Annotated in this window: 14 protein-coding genes and 1 pseudogene; 3 read left to right on the plus strand and 12 right to left on the minus strand. The window is 55.2% G+C overall.

Translation table 11 applies throughout. The annotated features are described in order from the left end of the window. Positions 1–179: 179 nt before the first annotated feature. The gene (locus Q3F21_RS09330; protein ID WP_340251667.1) at positions 180–1,475 is read right to left on the minus strand and encodes an NCS2 family permease; all 1,296 of its coding nucleotides are present in this window, start codon (positions 1,473–1,475) and stop codon (positions 180–182) included. Positions 1,476–1,609: 134 nt separating this feature from the next. Between Q3F21_RS09330 and Q3F21_RS09335 the strand changes: the two genes are divergently transcribed. Further along, positions 1,610–2,521, plus strand: a complete 912-nt coding sequence (locus Q3F21_RS09335) for a LysR family transcriptional regulator (RefSeq protein ID WP_340251669.1) — start codon at positions 1,610–1,612, stop codon at positions 2,519–2,521. Positions 2,522–2,645: 124 nt separating this feature from the next. Continuing rightward, entirely contained in the window at positions 2,646–4,169 is a 1,524-nt protein-coding gene (locus Q3F21_RS09340) for a glycine betaine uptake BCCT transporter (protein WP_340251671.1), read from the plus strand. Positions 4,170–4,306: 137 nt separating this feature from the next. Here Q3F21_RS09340 and Q3F21_RS09345 read toward each other — a convergent pair whose 3' ends face one another. The 9 genes and pseudogenes from Q3F21_RS09345 to Q3F21_RS09385 form a co-directional block, all read right to left on the minus strand. After that, positions 4,307–4,756: a DUF523 domain-containing protein gene (locus Q3F21_RS09345; RefSeq protein WP_340251673.1), complete on the minus strand. Its 450-nt coding sequence runs from the start codon at positions 4,754–4,756 to the stop codon at positions 4,307–4,309. A 21-nt stretch (positions 4,757–4,777) separates the two neighbouring features. Beyond that, a complete protein-coding gene (gene coaA, locus Q3F21_RS09350; RefSeq protein WP_340251675.1) occupies positions 4,778–5,713 on the minus strand; it encodes a type I pantothenate kinase in 936 nt (311 codons plus the stop codon). Between the two features lie 485 nt (positions 5,714–6,198). Further along, complete coding sequence (locus Q3F21_RS09355; protein WP_340251677.1) at positions 6,199–6,639, minus strand: Dps family protein; 441 nt, start codon at positions 6,637–6,639, stop codon at positions 6,199–6,201. 104 nt (positions 6,640–6,743) lie between these two features. Further along, a pseudogene (locus tag Q3F21_RS09360) lies at positions 6,744–6,902 on the minus strand (M20/M25/M40 family metallo-hydrolase); the annotation flags it as partial. Positions 6,903–6,908: 6 nt separating this feature from the next. Beyond that, positions 6,909–7,838 carry a S66 peptidase family protein gene (locus tag Q3F21_RS09365; RefSeq protein ID WP_340251679.1) on the minus strand — a complete coding sequence of 310 codons (930 nt, stop codon included), beginning with the start codon at positions 7,836–7,838 and terminating at the stop codon, positions 6,909–6,911. Positions 7,839–7,973: 135 nt separating this feature from the next. Further along, on the minus strand, positions 7,974–9,635 hold the full coding sequence (locus Q3F21_RS09370; protein ID WP_340251681.1) for a peptide ABC transporter substrate-binding protein: 1,662 nt from the start codon (positions 9,633–9,635) through the stop codon (positions 7,974–7,976). A 160-nt stretch (positions 9,636–9,795) separates the two neighbouring features. Further along, positions 9,796–11,163 (minus strand): sigma-54 interaction domain-containing protein, encoded by a 1,368-nt coding sequence (locus Q3F21_RS09375; protein ID WP_340251683.1) that lies wholly within the window; start codon positions 11,161–11,163, stop codon positions 9,796–9,798. A 29-nt stretch (positions 11,164–11,192) separates the two neighbouring features. Further along, positions 11,193–11,951 (minus strand): response regulator, encoded by a 759-nt coding sequence (locus tag Q3F21_RS09380; RefSeq protein WP_340251685.1) that lies wholly within the window; start codon positions 11,949–11,951, stop codon positions 11,193–11,195. Positions 11,952–11,956: 5 nt separating this feature from the next. Next, positions 11,957–13,435 (minus strand): ATP-binding protein, encoded by a 1,479-nt coding sequence (locus Q3F21_RS09385; RefSeq protein WP_340251687.1) that lies wholly within the window; start codon positions 13,433–13,435, stop codon positions 11,957–11,959. A 229-nt stretch (positions 13,436–13,664) separates the two neighbouring features. Between Q3F21_RS09385 and Q3F21_RS09390 the strand changes: the two genes are divergently transcribed. Further along, positions 13,665–14,867, plus strand: a complete 1,203-nt coding sequence (locus Q3F21_RS09390; protein WP_340251689.1) for a DctP family TRAP transporter solute-binding subunit — start codon at positions 13,665–13,667, stop codon at positions 14,865–14,867. 86 nt (positions 14,868–14,953) lie between these two features. On the opposite strand, the gene Q3F21_RS09395 is transcribed toward Q3F21_RS09390, so the two are convergent. Together Q3F21_RS09395 and Q3F21_RS09400 are read right to left on the minus strand one after the other, a co-directional pair. Further along, positions 14,954–17,068: an ABC transporter ATP-binding protein gene (locus Q3F21_RS09395; protein WP_340251691.1), complete on the minus strand. Its 2,115-nt coding sequence runs from the start codon at positions 17,066–17,068 to the stop codon at positions 14,954–14,956. A gap of 6 nt (positions 17,069–17,074) precedes the next feature. Further along, positions 17,075–18,826 (minus strand): ABC transporter ATP-binding protein, encoded by a 1,752-nt coding sequence (locus Q3F21_RS09400; protein WP_340251693.1) that lies wholly within the window; start codon positions 18,824–18,826, stop codon positions 17,075–17,077. Positions 18,827–19,185 lie beyond the last annotated feature (359 nt).

Consider the following 19,185-nt stretch of genomic DNA (forward strand, 5'->3'; position numbering starts at 1 on the left):
ATAGCACCCCCGTACAGGGGATGCAGGGCAAAGTGCCTTATATCCCCATAGCTAAAACAAGGGGTTTTACGGCACGATTGATAATGGTTATTGCAAGAGATGTAAATATTCGGAATTAACATAAAAAAACGCCTCGTCGTCCAAAACGGACGCCTGAGACGTTTTTTTACGGCAGCCAATCAAGTCAGTATCGGCAGTACCATATTTAGCAAAAACAACCCTGCGACGACGTACAGAAGCGCAGGCACTTCCTTGCGCTTGCCGAGCGCCACCTTCAGCAGCGGATACGCGACGAATCCGAAAGCGATTCCGTCGACGATGCTGTAAGACAACGGAATCAGGGCAATGATGAGAAAAGCCGGGAATCCTTCGGAGAAGTCGCGGAGATTGATGTTCTGCACGTTTTGCAGCATCAGCGCCCCGATGATGATGAGTACCGGCGCGATCGCGCTGTCCGGGATCAGCTTCATGACGGGCAAAAACAGCAGCGACAGCAAGAAAAGCACTCCTGTGACGAGAGACGCAAGTCCGGTACGGGCCCCTGCAGCGATACCCGCGGCAGACTCCACGGTCGAGACCGTCGGGCTGGTGCCCAGGATGCCGGACAATGCCGTCGAGATCGCATTTGCCTGCAGGCTGCGCCGAAACTTCTGGGGCTGCCCGGCCATTTGGGTATGTCCGTGGACCAGGCCGATGTTTTCAAAGACGATCACCATCGCCAAGGAGAACGTCGCCACCCAGAACGGCAGCGTTGCGATATGGGAGAAAGAAAAGGCGGCAAACACGTGACTGTACGAGTCAAAGGAAATCCCGGACAGCCCTTGCCCCGGATGAACCAATCCGGCAAGCCAGCCCAAGCCTGTCCCAGCGGCGATTCCGATCAAAAAGTTGCCGGGTACATTTCGGACAAACAAGACCAGCGTCAAAAGCAAGGTCGCAAGCGTAACCCATACCTGTGGATGGGAAAGGTCGCCGAGCGCTACAAAGGTCGAGGGATTGGTCACGACCAAGCCGCCCTTCTGCAGCCCGATAAAGGTGAGAAACAGGCCGATTCCGACCGTAATCGCTTCCTTGAGCGAATGGGGGATGGCGTTGGACAGCAAGGTTGCCGCTCCTGTAAAAGCAATGACGGAAAAGATAACCCCCGAAAGGAAAACAGCGGCGAGCGCTTCCTGCCAGGGCAGGCCCATCGTATTGCACAGCGTATACGTAAACAGGGCGTTGATCCCCATCCCCGGCACTAAAATGATCGGTGCATTTGCCCAAAAGGCCATCAGGACAGCCCCGATAAACGCGGTCAACACAGTAGCCAGAATGCCCGCTTCGAGCGGTATCCCGGCATCCGCCAAAATGGAGGAGTTGACTGCGACGATGTAAACAATGGTCACAAAGCCGATAAAACCGGCCATCATCTCATTTTTTACAGTGGTTTCACTCTCATGCAGATGAAATATCCTCTCCAACAAACTGCGCACAGATGTCCCTTCTTTCATTTCTGTCCTAGTTCATGTACATTACCGAAACATATGCTAACATAGCTTTATCGATATAAAAAATATTTGTTTTATCTTTTTATCATACGTTTTTCATATGAAAGGCAGGTATACTCATGGACATCCGCCAATTGCGCTATTTTATCGCGATCGCAGAAGAAGGCCAAATCACCGGAGCGGCGAGACGCCTGCGCATGGCCCAACCGCCGCTCAGCCAGCAGTTAAAGCAGATGGAAGAGGAGCTGGGGGTCGAGCTCGTGGAGCGCTCCGGCAAGAAAATTGCGCTGACGCAAGCCGGCGTCACGTTGTACAAGCAGGCACTGAACCTCGTTCACCAGCTGGAAGAAGCCATCGCCGAAGTAAAGGAAACGGGCGAGGGAGTGCGCGGGACTTTATCCATCGGGGTGAGCGCCCTGTCCTCCTATCGCTTGCCCGACCAGATCCGCCAGTTTCAGGAGCGCTACCCGCTGATCACCTACAAGGTGTGGAAAGGAGATACTCAGCTTCTCAGCCAATGGCTGGAACAGCGGACCATCGAAGTCGCTATCGTCAGGCTTCCCCACTCGCTGGCGCACTGTACGACAATCCCGCTCCTCGAGGAGACATTCGTCTTGATCGTTCCTGCCACTTCCCGGCTTTTGAAAAAAAGCAGCATCCACATGCGGGAAATCGCCGATCATCCCTTGATCATGCCCAGTACGCCCGGGCTCGGCATCTACGAGCTGCTCGTCAAGGAATTTGGGCGTCTCGGCGTCACTCCCCACGTCATCTGCGAATGCCCCGACCTCTCGCTGATCGTCAGCATGGTAGGGGCCGGGGTCGCCGCTGCAATCGTCCCCCGCTCCGCCTGGGAGACGCAAGGAAACGCCAAGATCGGCTGTCTGGAAATGACCGGCACCTCGATCACCTCGTCGTCCGCCATCGTCTGGCACACGGAGCGCCATTTGTCCAAGGCGGCACGTCATTTTATCGAGATGTTTGCTTCAGTCCCGAGAAGCAGCATCGATTCGGTTGATTCTCGCAGATGATTCTTTCCGGCGGCAAAGGATAAACAAGCCCGGTTCGTGGGATTCTATACCACTGATATGTTCCATTCTGTTGTCGGCTTCTTGTCTTTCTTTTCATCAGAAAGTCCGACGAAGGAGGGCTTCCATGACCTTTGCCATCTCATTGACAGTGGTGCTGCTGTTTGTTCTCTGGGGCTTTTTTGCGCCGGCCCAGCTGACGGAAGCAGCGACCAATGTCCTGCATGCCACAACTTCCAATTTTGGCTGGTTCTACCTGCTCGTTACCTTCTTTTTCCTCGTCTTTTGCATTTTTCTGGCCTTCAGCAAGTACGGAAATATTCGGCTGGGAGACGATGACGACGAGCCGGAGTATTCGGCCGTCTCCTGGTTTGCCATGCTGTTCAGCGCCGGAATGGGGATCGGGCTTGTCTTCTGGGGCGTTGCCGAGCCTGTTTCCCACTATTTTTCTCCACCTGTCGGCGTCGAAGCCGAGACGTCGGAAGCGGCACGCACAGCCATGCGGTACGCCTTTTTTCACTGGGGACTCCATCCATGGGGGATTTACGCCGTCATCGCCCTCTCCCTGGCTTACTTTCAGTATCGCAAGGGTGCCAAAGGCTTGATCTCTTCGGCATTTGTTCCCCTCCTGGGAGACAGGGCAAACGGTCCCATCGGCAAGCTGATCGACATTCTTGCCGTGATTGCCACCGGTTTCGGTGTCGCTACCTCTCTCGGGCTGGGAACGCTTCAAATCAACGGCGGCTTGAGCCACCTTTTCCAGCTTCCGAGCAATATCACCGTTCAGATCGCGATTATCGCCATCATTACCGTCCTGTATTTGTGGTCTGCAACCTCCGGTTTGGACCGGGGCATCAAGCTATTGAGCAACGCCAATCTCGTACTAGCTTTGTCACTCATGCTGCTCACGCTGATTTTTGGACCGACCGCATTTCTCTTTGACAACTTTACCAACACGTTGGGAAGCTATTTGCAAAACCTCGTCTCGATGAGCATGCGGCTCATGCCTTTTACGGAGAGCAACTGGATCGCCAACTGGACACTGTTTTACTGGGCCTGGTGGATCGCCTGGGCGCCATTTGTCGGCACGTTCATCGCCCGGGTATCGAGGGGCCGGACGATCAAGGAGTTTATTATCGGCGTACTCTTGGTTCCGACTCTGCTCAGTTTTGTCTGGTTCTCTGTCTTCGGGGGAACGGCGCTCCACCTGGAAATATACGAGCACGCTCCCATCGGCGAGGCAGTAAAGCAGGACGTCTCCAGCGCCCTGTTTGTCACGCTGGAACAGCTGCCGTTGGGAATGATTCTGTCGACGGTAGCCACCCTTTTGATAATCATTTTCTTCATTACCTCGGCTGATTCCGCTACATTCGTCCTGGGGATGCTCTCCTCCGGCGGCAAGCTGGACCCATCCAATCCGGTAAAAATTATCTGGGGCATCCTGCAATCCTCTACAGCCGTCGTACTGCTTTTCAGCGGTGGATTGGAAGGGCTGCAGACGGCTTCCATCGTCGCAGCGCTGCCCTTTGCCGTCATTTTGACCTTGATGTGCTTCTCCCTATTGCGGGCGCTGCAGGAAGAGGATCGGGCCATGCGGAAAAAACGGCGCGATCAGGAAAAGAAGCTCAGACGGCTGCTGGAGCAGTTGTAGGAGCGTATTCAGGGACAGGATTACTCATAGGGGAATACAACGCTTGAAGCCTTTCGGAAGACGCAAAAAAGACCTGTCGATTGACACAGATCAGCAGGTCCTTTTGTTTATGTTCAAGCAACATTCGATTATTCGCTTTATTCAGTCCGGCTTGTTTCGGAACGAACCTCAATCCCGTTTTTCAGAAGCAGAGCTGCCGTTACTCCTACCCCTGCTTTCTTTTGTCCCGAAAACGTCCCGTCGTACACATTCGAACTGCCGCAGGATGGGCTGTTCTCCTTCAGTATGGCGCTGGTTGCCCCGACGGTCCGGGCCAGCTGCAGTGCCTGCAGGGCTCCTGCTTTGAATTCCTCCGTGACATCCTGGCCGGTTTTGTCGACAACCTTGGCACGGCCTTCCCACACATCGAACCCGTCGCCTCCAACGATTTCCGCCGGCGGACGCGGCGTCGGCAAACCGCCGAGCTGCTCCGGGCAAACGGGAATCGCTTTGCCCTCTTTCAACAGATTTTCGATCGCCTCATTAAGGCAAGCCCCCTGATCATAGCGGCATCGACAGCCGATCAAACAGGCGCTCACGATTTGCATGACAACCACTCCTAGCAGGGATTACAGCCTTCTCAGCTTCACTTTCTGTATCATGTGATCCTCGCCCTTTTCGAGGATGAGGCGGGCACGTCCGCGGGTCGGCAAAATGTTTTTGCGCAGGTTGGTTCCGTTGATCTCATTCCAGATTCCCGCCGCTACCTCGATCGCTTCCTCATCCGACAAGCTGGCGTAGCGTTTGAAATACGATGCGGGGTCGGAGAAGGCGGTCTTGCGAAGCAGCTTGAAACGGTCGATGTACCACTTCTTGATCAAGTCCTCCTGCGCATCGACGTAAATGGAAAAATCAAAGAAATCGGAGACGAACACTTCCGTCAGCCTTCGCTGATTTTCATCGAGGGGCGTTTGCAGAACGTTCAGTCCCTCCACGATCAAAATATCCGGCTCCCGAACGATCTGCCATTCGTCCGGTACGATGTCGTAGACCAGATGCGAGTAGACCGGAGCAGCTACTTCGACCACTCCCGATTTGACTTCGGACAAAAACGAGACGAGACGGCGGGTGTTGTAGCTCTCCGGAAAACCCTTCCGCTTCATCAATCCGCGCTCTTCCAAAATGCGGTTCGGATAGAGAAAACCGTCGGTCGTTACCAAATCCACCTTGGGATGATTGGGCCAACGGGATAAAAGCGTTTGCAAAATTCGGGCTGTTGTACTCTTTCCTACTGCGACACTGCCGGCGATGCCAATAATAAACGGAACCTTCTTTTCGAGATTCCCCAGAAATGTATGTGTGGCCTGATACAGCTCCTGTGTGGCTCCTACATGCAGATTTAGCAGCCGGGAAAGCGGTAGATAGATGTCTGCCACTTCCGTCAGGGACAATTTTTCATTCAACCCCTGCAAACAGGCCAGTTCTTCATCGGAAATGGTCAGCGGCGTGGATGCCCGCAGTCCTCTCCACTGCTCGCGACTGAACGTAACATAAGGCGATGCCATCGGAGTTGTACATCCTTTCTCGTTCGGTATGCTGTCTTGCCGTTTATTCCTCCCATAGTGTAACACCTGTACCTGCTCTTGGGAACAATGCGATTGCACTTTGGTTTGGCAGTTGATTGTAGCGGGATCAGGTTGCTTGGGGGAAAAAATGGCTGTCAATCAGGCTTTGGGGAGGAGATGAAAACGGGAGAAAATGCTTCAGGTTCGGTGGGACACTTGCTGGGGGTATCACTGTCCGGCACCATGCCAAAAGACCTTCTGCATTTTCTCCCGTTTTCATCTCTACAGCTGTTGGTTTTATCGCTTATTCTCTTGTTTTTTTTCTGGAAGTCAATGATTTGCAGGAAAATATCGACATAAGAAAGATTTTTTTCGCAACTCGCGGATACAGCAAAGAACCCGCCGCCGGTGGAAGGCTGACGGGTTGCTTGTCGATTGCATGGTTGGCGTAGACGGTTTGCTTGGCTTACTTGCAATTCTGTTTCCTATTTGCCGAGAAACGCCTGGAGCATCCATACATGCTTTTGCAGGCTGGAGCTGATTTCCAGGAACATGTCCGAGGTTGCTTCATCATTTTCCTTTTCCGCCACTGACATGCCTTCCTCCAGTTCGCGGATGACGGTTTGGAAGTCGGCGACCACGGCTTGCGCCATCTGCTCGGCGGACTCGCCTCCTTTTGCTTCCTCGAGGCTGGCCGTCTCCAGACAGGCCTTCATCGTCGAGACGGGCTTCCCGCCGATTGCCAGCAGGCGTTCCGCCAGCTCGTCCACATAGCCGGCTGCTTCGTTGTACAGCTCTTCAAACTTGGCGTGCAGCGTGAAGAAGTGTGGCCCGTTCACGAACCAGTGGTAGTGGTGCAGCTTTATGTACAGAACGGACCAGTTGGCGATTTGCTTGTTTAAAATGCCGTGCAGGGTGTTGCTCATTTGTCATTCATTCCTTTCCGGGGTAATGGGTAGTGTCAGCAATTCAGGAAAACATCTACAGACAACTAGTAGTCTTTCGCCCCGCGCAAATGATTATACCTCCCTGCCACCTTCCTCTCCTGTTGCAGCCTGGCCGCTCTGAGCAGTACGGTTGTATGGGCATCGTGCCCGCAGGCATGCATTTTTCCCGTGATTTTGGAGCGGTAGGGAACGTCATTTTCCTCCTCGATCGGCAGCGCGTCGATATCTCCTCCGATGGCGATCGATCGTCATCTCGTCACACTCTCCTCGATCACCAGCCGGCAGGCGTCAGCGTCCAATCTCGCCTCCACGCCAAACGGCAGGGCGATGTTGCAAGCGCCATGCCCGGCCTGTACGTTCCAGATCGTCGGCTTCCGATAGGGCACGACGATGTTCTCGAAGACGTCCAGGACGGTAAAGCCTTCGCGTTTTTTCGGAACGCAGTTTTCCCACGTGCCGATGATAATCCCGGCGCAATCCTCGAAGGTCCCGGCGAGCGCCAGTTGCGTCAGCATTCTGTCGATGCGGTACGGCTCCTCGTCCACGTCTTCCAGAAACAGCAGCTTGCCCCGCGTGTCCAATTGGTAAGGCGTACCGGCCAAGGACGCGACCAGCGAGAGGTTGCCGCCCACGATCGGACCGCATGCCTCGCCGCCCACCAGACAGACGATCTCTTCCCCCTCGGGATTGACGATCTCCCCGAGCGGCTCTGGGCAGGTCATCGCCCGCAGCAAATAGTCGCGCGACCAAAAGTCGAGCTCGCTGGCAATTCCCGCGGAGGCCATCGGGCCGTGCACGGTGGCGAGTCCGGCTTCCTGCATAAACGCAGTATGCAGCGCCGTGATGTCGCTGTAGCCGACAAACAGCTTGGGATTGGCGGCGATGCAGTCGTAGTCGAGCAGGGTCAAAAGCTGGGGTGTACCGTATCCGCCGCGCAGGCAGATGATCCCGTCTACCTCAGGATCGGCGAACATACAGTTGAGCTCCTCCGCGCGAAGCCGGGGATGCCCAGCCAGATAGCCTCCGTATGATTGACGACAGCTCTCGCCCATTTTGACCCGAAACCCCAACGCCTCCAGATCAGACTGTGCCTTGGCCAGAACCTCCGGCGTGGAGGGGCTGGACGGTGCCGTGAGCCCGATCGTATCTCCGGGCTGAAGTGCTTTCCCTTTTCTCATCTCGTTTTCTCCTCTCGAATGACTCGCGCCTCCAGAAAGTAGCTGACTTCAGAAGAACGCCCTGCTTACACGGCCTATGCGGCCTTCTCTTCTGCTGCTTGCGTCCCAATCCCTTTTGTGCGCGAGTCTGGCATTCTATTCTTTATACGCCCATTTGAAATCGATTTTGCTCAGCGGGTCGATGCGGACCCCTTTTACTTTTTCGCTTTGGACCCAAGCGTTGACGTCGCTGAAAATGCCAGTCAGCGGCATCTCTTCCATCAAGAGCGTCTCTGCCTCCAGCAGAATTTGCTTCCGCTTTTGCTCGTCTGTCTCCCGATACGATCTTTTAATCAAGTCGGTGTAGGCCGGATTATGCCAGCGGGTGATGTTGCTGGAGCTGTATTTCTCGATAAATTTTTGCAGGAAGTTGACCGGATCGTTGTAGTCGGCCGTCCAGCTGGAACGGGTGATGTCGAAGTTGCCTTGTTCCTGATCGTCCAGGTATACCTTTGTCTCTTTGTTCACCAGCTTTACATCAACGCCCAGCTGTTTCTTCCAGGCAGCTTGCAAGGCTTCGGCAATCGCCTTGTTGCGGTCATTCGTATTGTACAGGTAGCTGATGGGTGGCAGCTTGGAGATGCCAAGCTCCTTCATCCCTTCCCTCAACAGCTTCCGGGCCTCATCCGGCTGATCGTCTTTGAAGAATCCCTCCGGCTTCAGCGTAGCGGTGGCGGGCGTGATGCCCATCAAGGGCGTCTGCCCGGCCTGACCGATGTTGTCGGCGATTTCCTGGCGATTGATTGCGTAGGCAAACGCTTTGCGAATCTTTGCATGGGTAAAGGGCGGCCGTTCCGCGTTGAAACGGATGTAGTACGACGTCGCTTTCGGCTTGGTGACGAGCTTCCCATCCTGATGCAGCGGAGCCACCGCATCCACAGGCAGGCTGCTGATCGGCCCTCCCGCCCAGTCCAAATCGCCGTTCTCAAACATCGCCAGTTCCGTATTGGCATCGGAAATCATCGAGAATTCGATCCGCTCCAGCTTGACGACGTCTCTTTCCCAGTAGGTGTCATTCTTGACGAGAACCAGCTTGTTCTTGTGTTCCCATGTATCAAGCTTGAACGGGCCATTCCCGACCAGCGTTTTCGGGTCCTTGGCCCAGTCCGGGTTGGATTCCGCCACTTTTTTGTTGATCGGCATCAAAAAGGAGGCCAGTGTCGGAAAAAAGGGCATCGGATGTTCCAGCGTGACCTGCAAGGTTTTGTCGTCCAAAGCCTTTACGCCCACATCGTCCCGCCCCGCTTTGCCCGCTGTAAACGCCTGGGCGTTTTTCAGGCTGTAAAACTGGTAGGCGGCTTGCGAGCCTGTCTTCGGGTCCAGCGCGTGCTTCCAGGCAAACTCAAAATCATGGGCCGTGACCGGATCGCCATTGCTCCACTTCGCATCCCGCAACGTAAACGTATACGTCGTCTTGTCGTCCGAGACCTTCATGTCGGTGGCGATGGAATGGATCGGGCTACCCGCCTCGTCCAGCCTTGTCAGGCCGTCAAAGATGGCACGGATGACAGCGCCGGAGACGGTATCCTCGGCAAATGTCGGGTCGAGCGTGGCCGGCTCTTCCATGTTCATCCTGAGCAGTTGGGGGGCACCGGAGGCAGACAGTGGTTTTCCCGGGGGAGCAGATGCCTGTGCCGAGCCTGCCGGTTCCGGCGACTGGATCGCGGCCGGTGCGTAGCTGCTGTTGCCGGTGCAGCCGCCCAGGCATAACGCCAGTACAAGCAAGGAACTGGATAGAAACGAAGCCCATCGTCTCATGAGCAAATACCTCCTGCTTTTTTCTTGTTGAAATATTGCAAAAACTGCATCAAGTTCGTCAGCGCTTCCCATGGCTCCCTGTTATTCACAATGGAATGGACTTTGGCACAATAAAGCAAAAAAGCAAGGCAGACAGGTATTCATTGCTGCATCCTTTCATTCAAGGCAGAATAGCGTGCTTTCGCAGTTTTCTGCTCGCGCTCGGCTGGCTGATTCCCAGCGCTTTCGCCACTTTGGTGGTCGTCTTGTGGATGTCGTAAGCGCGCTGCAGCAGCTGCTTTTCCACCTCTTCGATCGCCTCCTGCATCGAAAGCATCCGCTCGACCTTGATCCCTTTGCTGGCTCCTCTGGCCGCCTCACAAATATATGGCGGGATCTGATCCGGCATGATCAGCATATCGTGGGACGTGACGACCAGCCGCTCCATCACATTCTCAAGCTCGCGGACATTTCCCGGCCAATCATACTCTTCCAGGATCTGATGGCATTGATCGTTCAGCTTGCGGTGGAGACAGTATTTCTCCGCGAACAGGTTGAGAAAGTAGTGAACCAGTACGGGAATCTCTTCCCTTCTCTCCCGGAGCGGCGGTATTTCCAGCGGGACGACATGGATGCGGTAGTACAAATCCTCGCGAAATCTCCCGTCCGCCACCATCTGCCGCAAGTTCTTATTCGTCGCCGTGATCAGCTTGATGTCCACTTTTTTCGGCATGGTGCCGCCTATCGGGGTGATCGTTTTTTCCTGCAGGACATTCAACAGCTTGACCTGAAGACTGAACGGCAGCTCCCCAATCTCATCCAAAAAGAGCGTCCCCCCGTCTGCTTTCTCGATCAGCCCTACCTTGCCGTCCTTGTCGGCGCCCGTAAAAGCCCCTTTCTCGTAGCCGAACAGCTCCGATTCCAGCAGGCTCTCCGGGATCGCGCCGCAGTTGATGTGAACAAAAGGCCTGCCTTTTCTTGGACTGCGCTCATGTATATACTTTGCCAAAACTCCTTTTCCCACTCCCGATTCGCCGAGCAGGATCACTGAGGAATCTACCTGGGAAAGCTTGTCCGCCATGGAGGCCACCTGCCGCATGCTCGGGCTTCTGTACACCAGACCGTGTTCACCGCCCGCCAGCCTGTCCTGTTTGGCGATCTCCATGTGGTATAGGGTCCCCAGATGCCTGTTCTCCTCCAATTCCCGCCGGAGCTTGTCCTGATCGGTAATGTCTGTCGATGTATTGACAACGCCAAGCAAGCTTCCCTGACGGTCGAAGATTGGCGTCCCGACCACGTACAGCTTGCGGCTTTGCAGTGTAGTCTGAATCGTATGAACCTTTTTTCGCTCCCGTATCACTCTCATCGTGATCATCGGAGTAAAGTACCCCTGCCGGTAAAAGTCTTCGATTGGCTTGCCAATCATCTCGCTCGGATCAACCCCGAAAAACTCTCCGTAGCGGTCGGAGCAGTACAGTGTATGGCCTTCCGCGTCCGTAATGTGGACGATGTCGAACAGCGAGTTCAGCACGTCTTTGTAATTGATCATCGATAGATGCCACTCTCCTTCGGTCTCGCTCAGGCCCTTGGCCCAGTCACTGCCAGCGCGTAGCGGTTCGTCGGTCGGCCTACACCGCCGTACGCCACATCCCTTACGACGCGTCCGGACTTCTCCAGGTATTCCAGATAGCGTCTCGCCGTCACCCGGGCGATGCCAACCCGTTCCGCCACCTCTTCCGCTGACAGCGGCGTCTTGTTGGCCCGCAGCTGCCGGGCGATCTGCTCCAGCGTGTGCATATGCAGCCCTTTGGGCAAGTCTTCCTCCCTGACAGCTTCCCCTGAAGGGAGTCCTTCCCCGCTGGACATGCCCGCGGCGCTTTTGCCCTCGATTCCTGTCCGAAACAGCAGCTGATCCACTTCTTCCTGGGAAACCGTCCCGTCCGCCTCCAGCTGTTTACAGTACAGCCGGTAGCTTTCCAACGCCTGCTTGATGCGTTCAAACGTGAAAGGCTTGATGATGTAATCGACCACGCCGCTCCTGAGCATCGTCTGTATGGTCGGCTTGTCCTTTGCCGCCGTAATGACGATCACATCTACCGCCTGCTTGGACGACCGAAGCTCCTGAAGAGTCCGAACGCCGTCCAGCACAGGCATGAACACATCCATAATGACGAGCTCCGGATTCAGCTCCTGAACCAGCTGAATCCCTTCGGCGCCGTTGGAGGCAGCACCCTTTACCTGAAACCCCGGGATTCGCTCGATAAACTGCCGGTTTACCTCCTGCACCATCGGATCGTCCTCGATCACGACTACGCCGATAGCCGTCTGATTCTCCATCTGCGCTACACCTCCTTCATCGGAAACGTGATCAAAAAGCTCGTCCCTTCGCCTGGCTGCGATTGGCAGCTCAGCTCGCCCCGGGCCTTTTTCACCAATTGATCAACCAGATACAGCCCCAATCCGCGGTGCTCGGTCTGTTTGGTGGAAAAGCCGCGTTCCAGCATGCGCCGCTGCACCTCCTGATCCATCCCGGTTCCGTTGTCGTCCACCAGAAGCGAGCAGGTCTCCTCGTCTTGCGCAATGCTGATGAATACTTCCTTGTTTTCACAGTCTGTCTGATTGAGGGCATCAAAAGCGTTTTCGATCAAATTTCCCAAAATCAAGACGAAATTGTGGTGATCCAGATAAGGCGGAAAGCTCTCCAAATGGCTCCGTCTGTCGATGACGACGCATATTCCGAGCTCCTTGCCCCTGCTTACCTTTCCCATCAAGAGTCCCGCTACGCTGTCATCGGAGATGCGGGCGCTCAAAAAGGAGGTCAATTCCTCCTGCTGGACATTCATGTCAAACAAGTATTCCAGCGCCTTCTCCTGCTGATTTAGCTGCAGCAGGCCCGCTATCGTATGAAGCTTGTTCATATGCTCGTGATTTTGAACCCGCAGCGCCTCGACAAACTCCCTGACCCCGGTCAGCTCCTCCGCCATCCGCGCCACTTCGGTTCTGTCCTGAAAAATGGCCATCGCCCCGACCACCTTGTCGTCCACCTTGATCATAAACCGGTTGGACCACAGCAGGGCGTTGCCGACGTGGAGCTCGTGATCGAAAAAGTTCTGCCTTTTTTCCAGCACCTCCGGCAAGGCCGTATCGCGGATGACCTTGCGAATCGGTTTGCCCAGCACATCCCCCTCGATGTGGAAAATCTGCTTGGCTTTGTCATTGCAGATCGTGATCCGCTCCTGAATGTCGATAGCGACTACGCCTTCGCGCATGGCGTGAAACGCAGCTGTCCGCTCGACGAGGGCACGGGCGATTTCTTCGGGCTCCAGGTTGAGCATCCGCTTTTTGATGTGGCGGGCGAGCAAATACGACCCCCAAATCCCGAAGAACAGCGAAAGCAGAAACGTGATGGCGATATTCTCCCGCTGTTGGTAGACAATCTCCCAAATGCCGGGCAGCACATGCCCGACGATGACGACGCCGACCTGCTGATGCTGTGCGTCCATGAGCGGGACATACGCCCGCAAGGCCGTTCCCATTTCTCCCCGGACCTTTTGCAGGTAGCTGTGCTCGGCGAACGCCGCTTCGGCATGCTTGTCCTGAAAAACCGTGCCGATTCTCGCTTCCAGAGGATCGGAGAAACGGATGCGGTCCATGTTCAGCACCACGATATAGGTGACGTCATTGACGATTCGGATGCGCCGCACGGCGGGGGCAATCGTCTTCCAGCCATCCGGCTCCTGTATGCTTTTCTGGATCGACTGGATTTGGGCCACGGTCCGCGCCGTAGTCATCAAGCGCTGCCCCAGCTCGCTTTCCGCCATGCGAATAATGCTCCCGAGCAGAATAATGCCGCCGATCAAAAGGGAGAACAAGACAATTCCGACGGACAGGAGTGTGATTTTTCCCTTTATTTTTAATTGTTTAAACAGTGAGGTTCTTCCTTTCCCGCAGGGTTGCCTGTTACCATTATATAGTATCCGCCGTTCCACGAGAAAAGAGGATTCGAGATGAAAAGGCCAATTGATTCAAAAAAGTAATCAGGTGTCATTCATGAAATCGTTTATCAGCATTACCTTGATCGTCCTTCTCGGGTTTTTGAGCGCGATCATGATCGGGTTTCGCACCGACCTGCCGTTTTCTTCGCTGGCTTATGACGAAGAGCAGGAGGGACTTCAGGATCGGCTGATCATCAAATTCAGCCACGTCGTCGCGGAAAATACGCCAAAGGGTCTCGCTGTCGAGCGCTTTTCCCGGCTCGTGAAAGAGAAATCCAACGGCCGGATCGAGGTGCAGGTTTATCCAAACGGCATCCTGTACTCGGACATCAGCGAATACGACGCTCTGCGAAAAGGCGACATCCAGATGATCGCTCCCGCTTTTTCCAATCTCGCCGACAAGGTTCCCGAGTGGTCTGTCCTCGATCTTCCGTTTGTCTTTCGGGATGAGGACGATGTGGAGGAAGCATTCAACGGGGAGATCGGGCGGCTGCTGTTTGAGAGTCTGGAGCCTTTCGACATGAAGGGAATGGCCTTTTGGAACAACGGCTTCAAGCAGATGACCAGCAATCGGCCGCTCCAGAGGCCGGAGGATTTCGCCCGCCAGCGTTTCCGCATCATCCAGAGCAAGGTGCTGGAAGCCCAGTTTCAGGCGCTGGGAGCCAAAGGGTACGGGGCACCGTTTACGGACGTGTATCAAAAGCTCGCCAGCGGCCAGGTAGACGGCCAGGAGAACACGATCTCCAATATTTACACGAGGCGGCTCTATCAGGTCCAGCGGTACATGACCCTCAGCAACCACGGCTACCTCGGCTATGCCGTCATTATGAACAAGCGGTTTTGGGAGGAGCTGCAGCCGGAGAAGCAAGCCATCATCCGGGAGGCTTTGGAGGAAACGACGGCGTACAGCAATCAACAGGCCCTTGCCATCAACGAGCAGCAGTGGAACCAGCTCCAAAAGATGCCGCTTGAAATCCACGAGCTGACACCGCCAGAAAGGGAGGCGTGGCAAAAGGCGATGAAGCCGGTCTACGACACATTCGCCCCGATCATCGGTCCCGCCATCATGAAAGAGCTGGAAAAACTGCACGCAAAACCAAAAAGGCGGCGCTCCGCCAGAAAACCGGGGACGCGGATTGACGCGGGTATCTCCGATCTTTGGCTGCCAAAGACGAAAGCGCTCTCAATTTCGCAGTTTGAGCTGTTCCAGGCAAATAGCAAAGAAGGCCATCTCCTCGTCTTGCGTGACTGCGGGTAGCCTTCTGTAGTCCGGTGCCAAACGGCAAAGGACCGGACAATCAGCTGTCCGGTCCCTCAGCCAAATAGCGCCCTTCGCCATTGCCATTATACAATTCCGGGAGACAACGAGCCTGTTTTCACTGTGGTCAGCTCCTGCTCCCCGTGCTGAAGCTGATACATCTGATAATACTTGCCTCCAAGCCGCATCAACGTATCGTGGTCTCCCCGCTCGACGATTTCGCCGCGGTCCAATACCAGAATCTGATCGGCGTTTTTGATCGTCGAGAGGCGATGCGCAATGATAAATGTCGTCCGTCCCTTTTTGACCACTTCCAGCGCGTCCTGAATAATCGCTTCCGTCTCCGTGTCGATGTTGGAGGTGGCTTCATCCAGGATGAGGATCGCCGGGTTAAAGGCAAGCGCTCGGGCAAAAGAGACCAGCTGCCGCTGCCCCGCCGACAAGGTGCTGCCCTTTTCAATCACCGGCTCGTCGATTCCTTTGGGCAAATACTTCAACACCCGCTCACCGCCGATTTCGGCGAGCACCTTTTCCACCTGCTCCCTGGAAATCGACTCGTCGCCGAGCGAGACATTGGACGCGATCGTGCCTGTGAACAGGAAGGGGTCCTGCAAAACGATTCCCATGTGATCACGCAAGGTTTGACGGGGGACGTCCATGATGTTTCCCCCGTCAATCGTGATCCGGCCGCGCTGTGCGTCGTAAAAGCGGAACAGCAGATTCAGGATAGAGCTTTTGCCCGAGCCCGTATGACCGACAAGCGCAACGGTCTGTCCCGGCCTTGCTTCGAACGAGATGCCTTTGAGCACATACTCGTCGTTTTTATACGCAAACCACACATCCTCGAACTTCACGTTTCCTTTGTACCGCTCCATTCTCTGATCGGAAACGTCCTCGCCCTGCTCGTCAAGCAAGACAAAAACCCGCTCTGCCGACACAAGCGCCGTCTCCAGGTTCGGCAGCTGATTGACGATGCGTACCACGGGCTGAAACAGCCGGTTCAGGTAATCGACGAAAGCGTACAGCATGCCGAGCGATATGGCGCCTTCCGCTCCCGCGATGGAAATGCCGCCAAAATACCAAATCATGGCGACAAAAGCGATGTTCCGAATGACCCCGACCAGATTGTGTCCGGTCATGGCATTCAGGCTAAGCAGCTTGCTCTTGTAAGTAAAATGCCTCAGATTGAACTTCTCAAAATCCTGCTCCGTCTTTTTTTCGATGCGAAACGCCTTGATGACATTGATCCCCTGAATCGTCTCATTGATCATACCGTTGATTTCGCTGACGGTCGCCCGGATCACCTGGTTGAAGCGCTTGGCGAAGCGGCGGTACACGTAGATCCAGACCGCCAGAAGAGGGACCATGAACAGGCAGATGGCCGCCAGCCGAGCGTTTAGTATGAACAAGGCGGCAAACACCCCGACCATGTAAATCACGCCGGAGAAAAAGTTGCCAAGCACCGTAACGTACAGCTCTCGGGTCGATTCGGTATCGTTTGTAATCCGCGATACGACCTTTCCTGCCGGCAGGTTGTCGAAGTAATGAATGGGCAGTCTGTTCATGTGCGCAAACACGTCGGTCCGCATTTTTCTGATTATCCGGTTTGCGGTAGCCTGCAGCAGATATCTCTCGCCGTAGCTGAAAACAGCCGAAATCATAAGCAGGCCGAAATAAAACACGCACAGCTGAATCAGACCGCTCATTTCCGGCTGAAAAAACGGGTAAAGCTGCCCCGTGCCAAGCTTTTGCGCCGCGTACGTCCGGGTTTCCGTGCCTTTCGCGATCGCGAGCAGCCCCTCCGGCGTGATGGTTCTTTCTCCGTCAAACGGCACTGGCACGTCTACAAAGTAGTAATCCTGCCGCACCTGGAGAACCCTTGCTTCCGCACCGCGAGTCTCCCCCTCGGCAAAGTGGTCGGCGCGTTTGTACAGTTGGCCGCCGTAGGATACCGCGTACGGCCCTTCCTGCTCCGTCATGTACCAGGGCTGCTCGATGCCGGAGATGTGCACATCAATCATCCGCTTGGCAATCAAGGGCCCCGCCAGATCGGTTCCTACCGCTGCAGCGAGCATCAGCAGCGCGGCGAACAGCTGCCATTTAAAATGCAGCGCGTACCGAACGAGCCGCCTGCCTGTTCTGGCGACATTGCCCGCGGTCCGGTCTATGTCCAAATCATACAGTTCCGTATCCGTCCCCATGTGGCCTCACCCCATCCCTGTCAGTTTTTCTTCCACCTGCTGGCGCGTGTACTGTTCCTTGTACCAGCCGCCCATCGCCATCAGCTGGTCATGCGTTCCTTCCTCGACGACACGCCCTTCATCCAGTACCAGGATGTGGTCCGCATGCTGTACCGCCGTGAACCTGTGTGTCGCAATCAAAGTGGTTTTGCCTGCGCGCGCCTTGCGGATGTTGGCGATGATCTCAGCCTCTGTGCGCCCGTCGACAGCCGACATCGCGTCGTCGAGGATGAGAATGTGCGGGTCGGAAATGAGTGCCCGCGCAATCGAAACGCGCTGCTTTTGGCCGCCGGAAAGCGCGACTCCTTTTTCGCCGACCAGTGTTTCGACTCCACGGGGCAAGTACTGCAAATCCTTTTGGAAGGCGGAATTAGCCAGGGCGCTGGCAAACTGCTCCTCGCTCGCCTCGCTGTTGCCGAGCAAAATGTTGTTCTTCACTGACCTGGAGAACAAAAACTGCTCCTGGGGCACGTACCCATACCACGATTTCAGCTGATCCATGTCAATTTTCTCCAGCGGAACTCCCGAGATCGTAACGCTTCCTTCTCCCGGCGGATATTCGCGCAGCAGCTGCTTGATCAGTGTAGTTTTGCCGCTGCCAGTGGGGCCCACGATTCCCAGCGTTTGCCCTCTCTCCAGCGTGAAGCTGACCTTGTGCAAATTGCCTGCGGCCGAGCTCGGATAGCGGAATGACACGTTGCGGAACGCGATCTGTCCGGGTTCTTCGAGCGGTATGGTGTCCTTTGGTTCGGGTACATCGGGCTTGTAGCCGAGCGTCTCGTTCACGCGGTCGATCGAAGCATTTCCGCGCTGCATGATGTTGATCAATTCACCGATGGCAAACATCGGCCAGATCAGCATCCCGAGGTAGACGTTGAAGGAGACGAGCCCGCCGATCGTCAGCTCATTGTGAAACACGAGATGGGCGCCGTAGCCGAGCCCGATCAGGTAGCTGACGCCAACTATGATTTTGATCGTCGGCTCAAACAGGGCATCGATGCGGATAACGGCCAGGTTTTTTTGCAGAACGTCCCCTGTCACGTCGGCAAAATGCCGCTCCGCCGCCCTCTCCTGCACGTATGCGCGGATCACCCGAATGCCCGAAATCGTCTCCAGCACGCCGTCATTCATCGTGCCGAAGGCATTTTGAGCCGCCGTAAACCGTGCGTGAATCCACTTTCCGTACAAGCTGATCAGAACCGCCATAACAGGCAGCGGCAAGATCGCCGCGAGCGTCAGCTTCCAGGAAATGAACGCGACCATCGTCACGAGCAGCGTCGCCATCCAGACGGTGGAATCAAACAAGGTCAAAATCCCGATCCCGGCCGTTTGCGATACTGCCTGCAGGTCGTTTGTGGCGCGGGCCATCAGGTCCCCCGTCCGGTTTCGCTCAAAAAAGGTGGGGGTCATCTTCAGAAAGTGCCGCATCAGCCGCGAACGCATCAGCCGCTCAATGGTAAACGCTCCCCCGAACAGCTTGTAAAACCAAACGTAGTTCATCCAGTAAGCAGCGATGGTAACGCCCAGGAGCAGCAGCAGCGTCTGGGCCATACCCGCCCACGTCAAGAGCCCGAGCTGGATCGAGTCGATCGACTTGCCCACCAGCATGGGCGGAACCACTTCCAGAATGCTGGTTATCACGAGCAGCACGATGGCAAGCGTGTACCGCTTCCACTCCTGTATGAAAAACCACCCGAGCTTTTGCATAACTGTGATCACGTTCTTCACTCTCCTCTCTTTGGTCCTGAGTCAAAAAACAAAAAAAGCACACCACGCCATCGCAATGTGCTTTGTCTGAAAACCCAAAAAGCGCACGCCACGATAGGCCGTGACCTGCGCATGACAATCGGAAAGGGCAAAAAGCTACATCTCTTCCCGGTTTAATGAGGAGGTCGCATCAGGCATGATGAAGTTGTGTGCAGCTGCTCGTCTGCGAATGCGGTCAATCATCATCATGGCTTGGCGCCTCCTTTCCAAAAATTTGAATTTTTCGTCACATGAGTAAGTTATCACGGATGACAGCACATGTCAACGACCTTCTTTTGAAAAATCTTGATCCCGTCCGTGAACAAAGCAAA

The organism is Brevibacillus borstelensis, from assembly GCF_037834415.1.
Taxonomy (GTDB): Bacteria; Bacillota; Bacilli; order Brevibacillales; family Brevibacillaceae; genus Brevibacillus; species Brevibacillus borstelensis_A.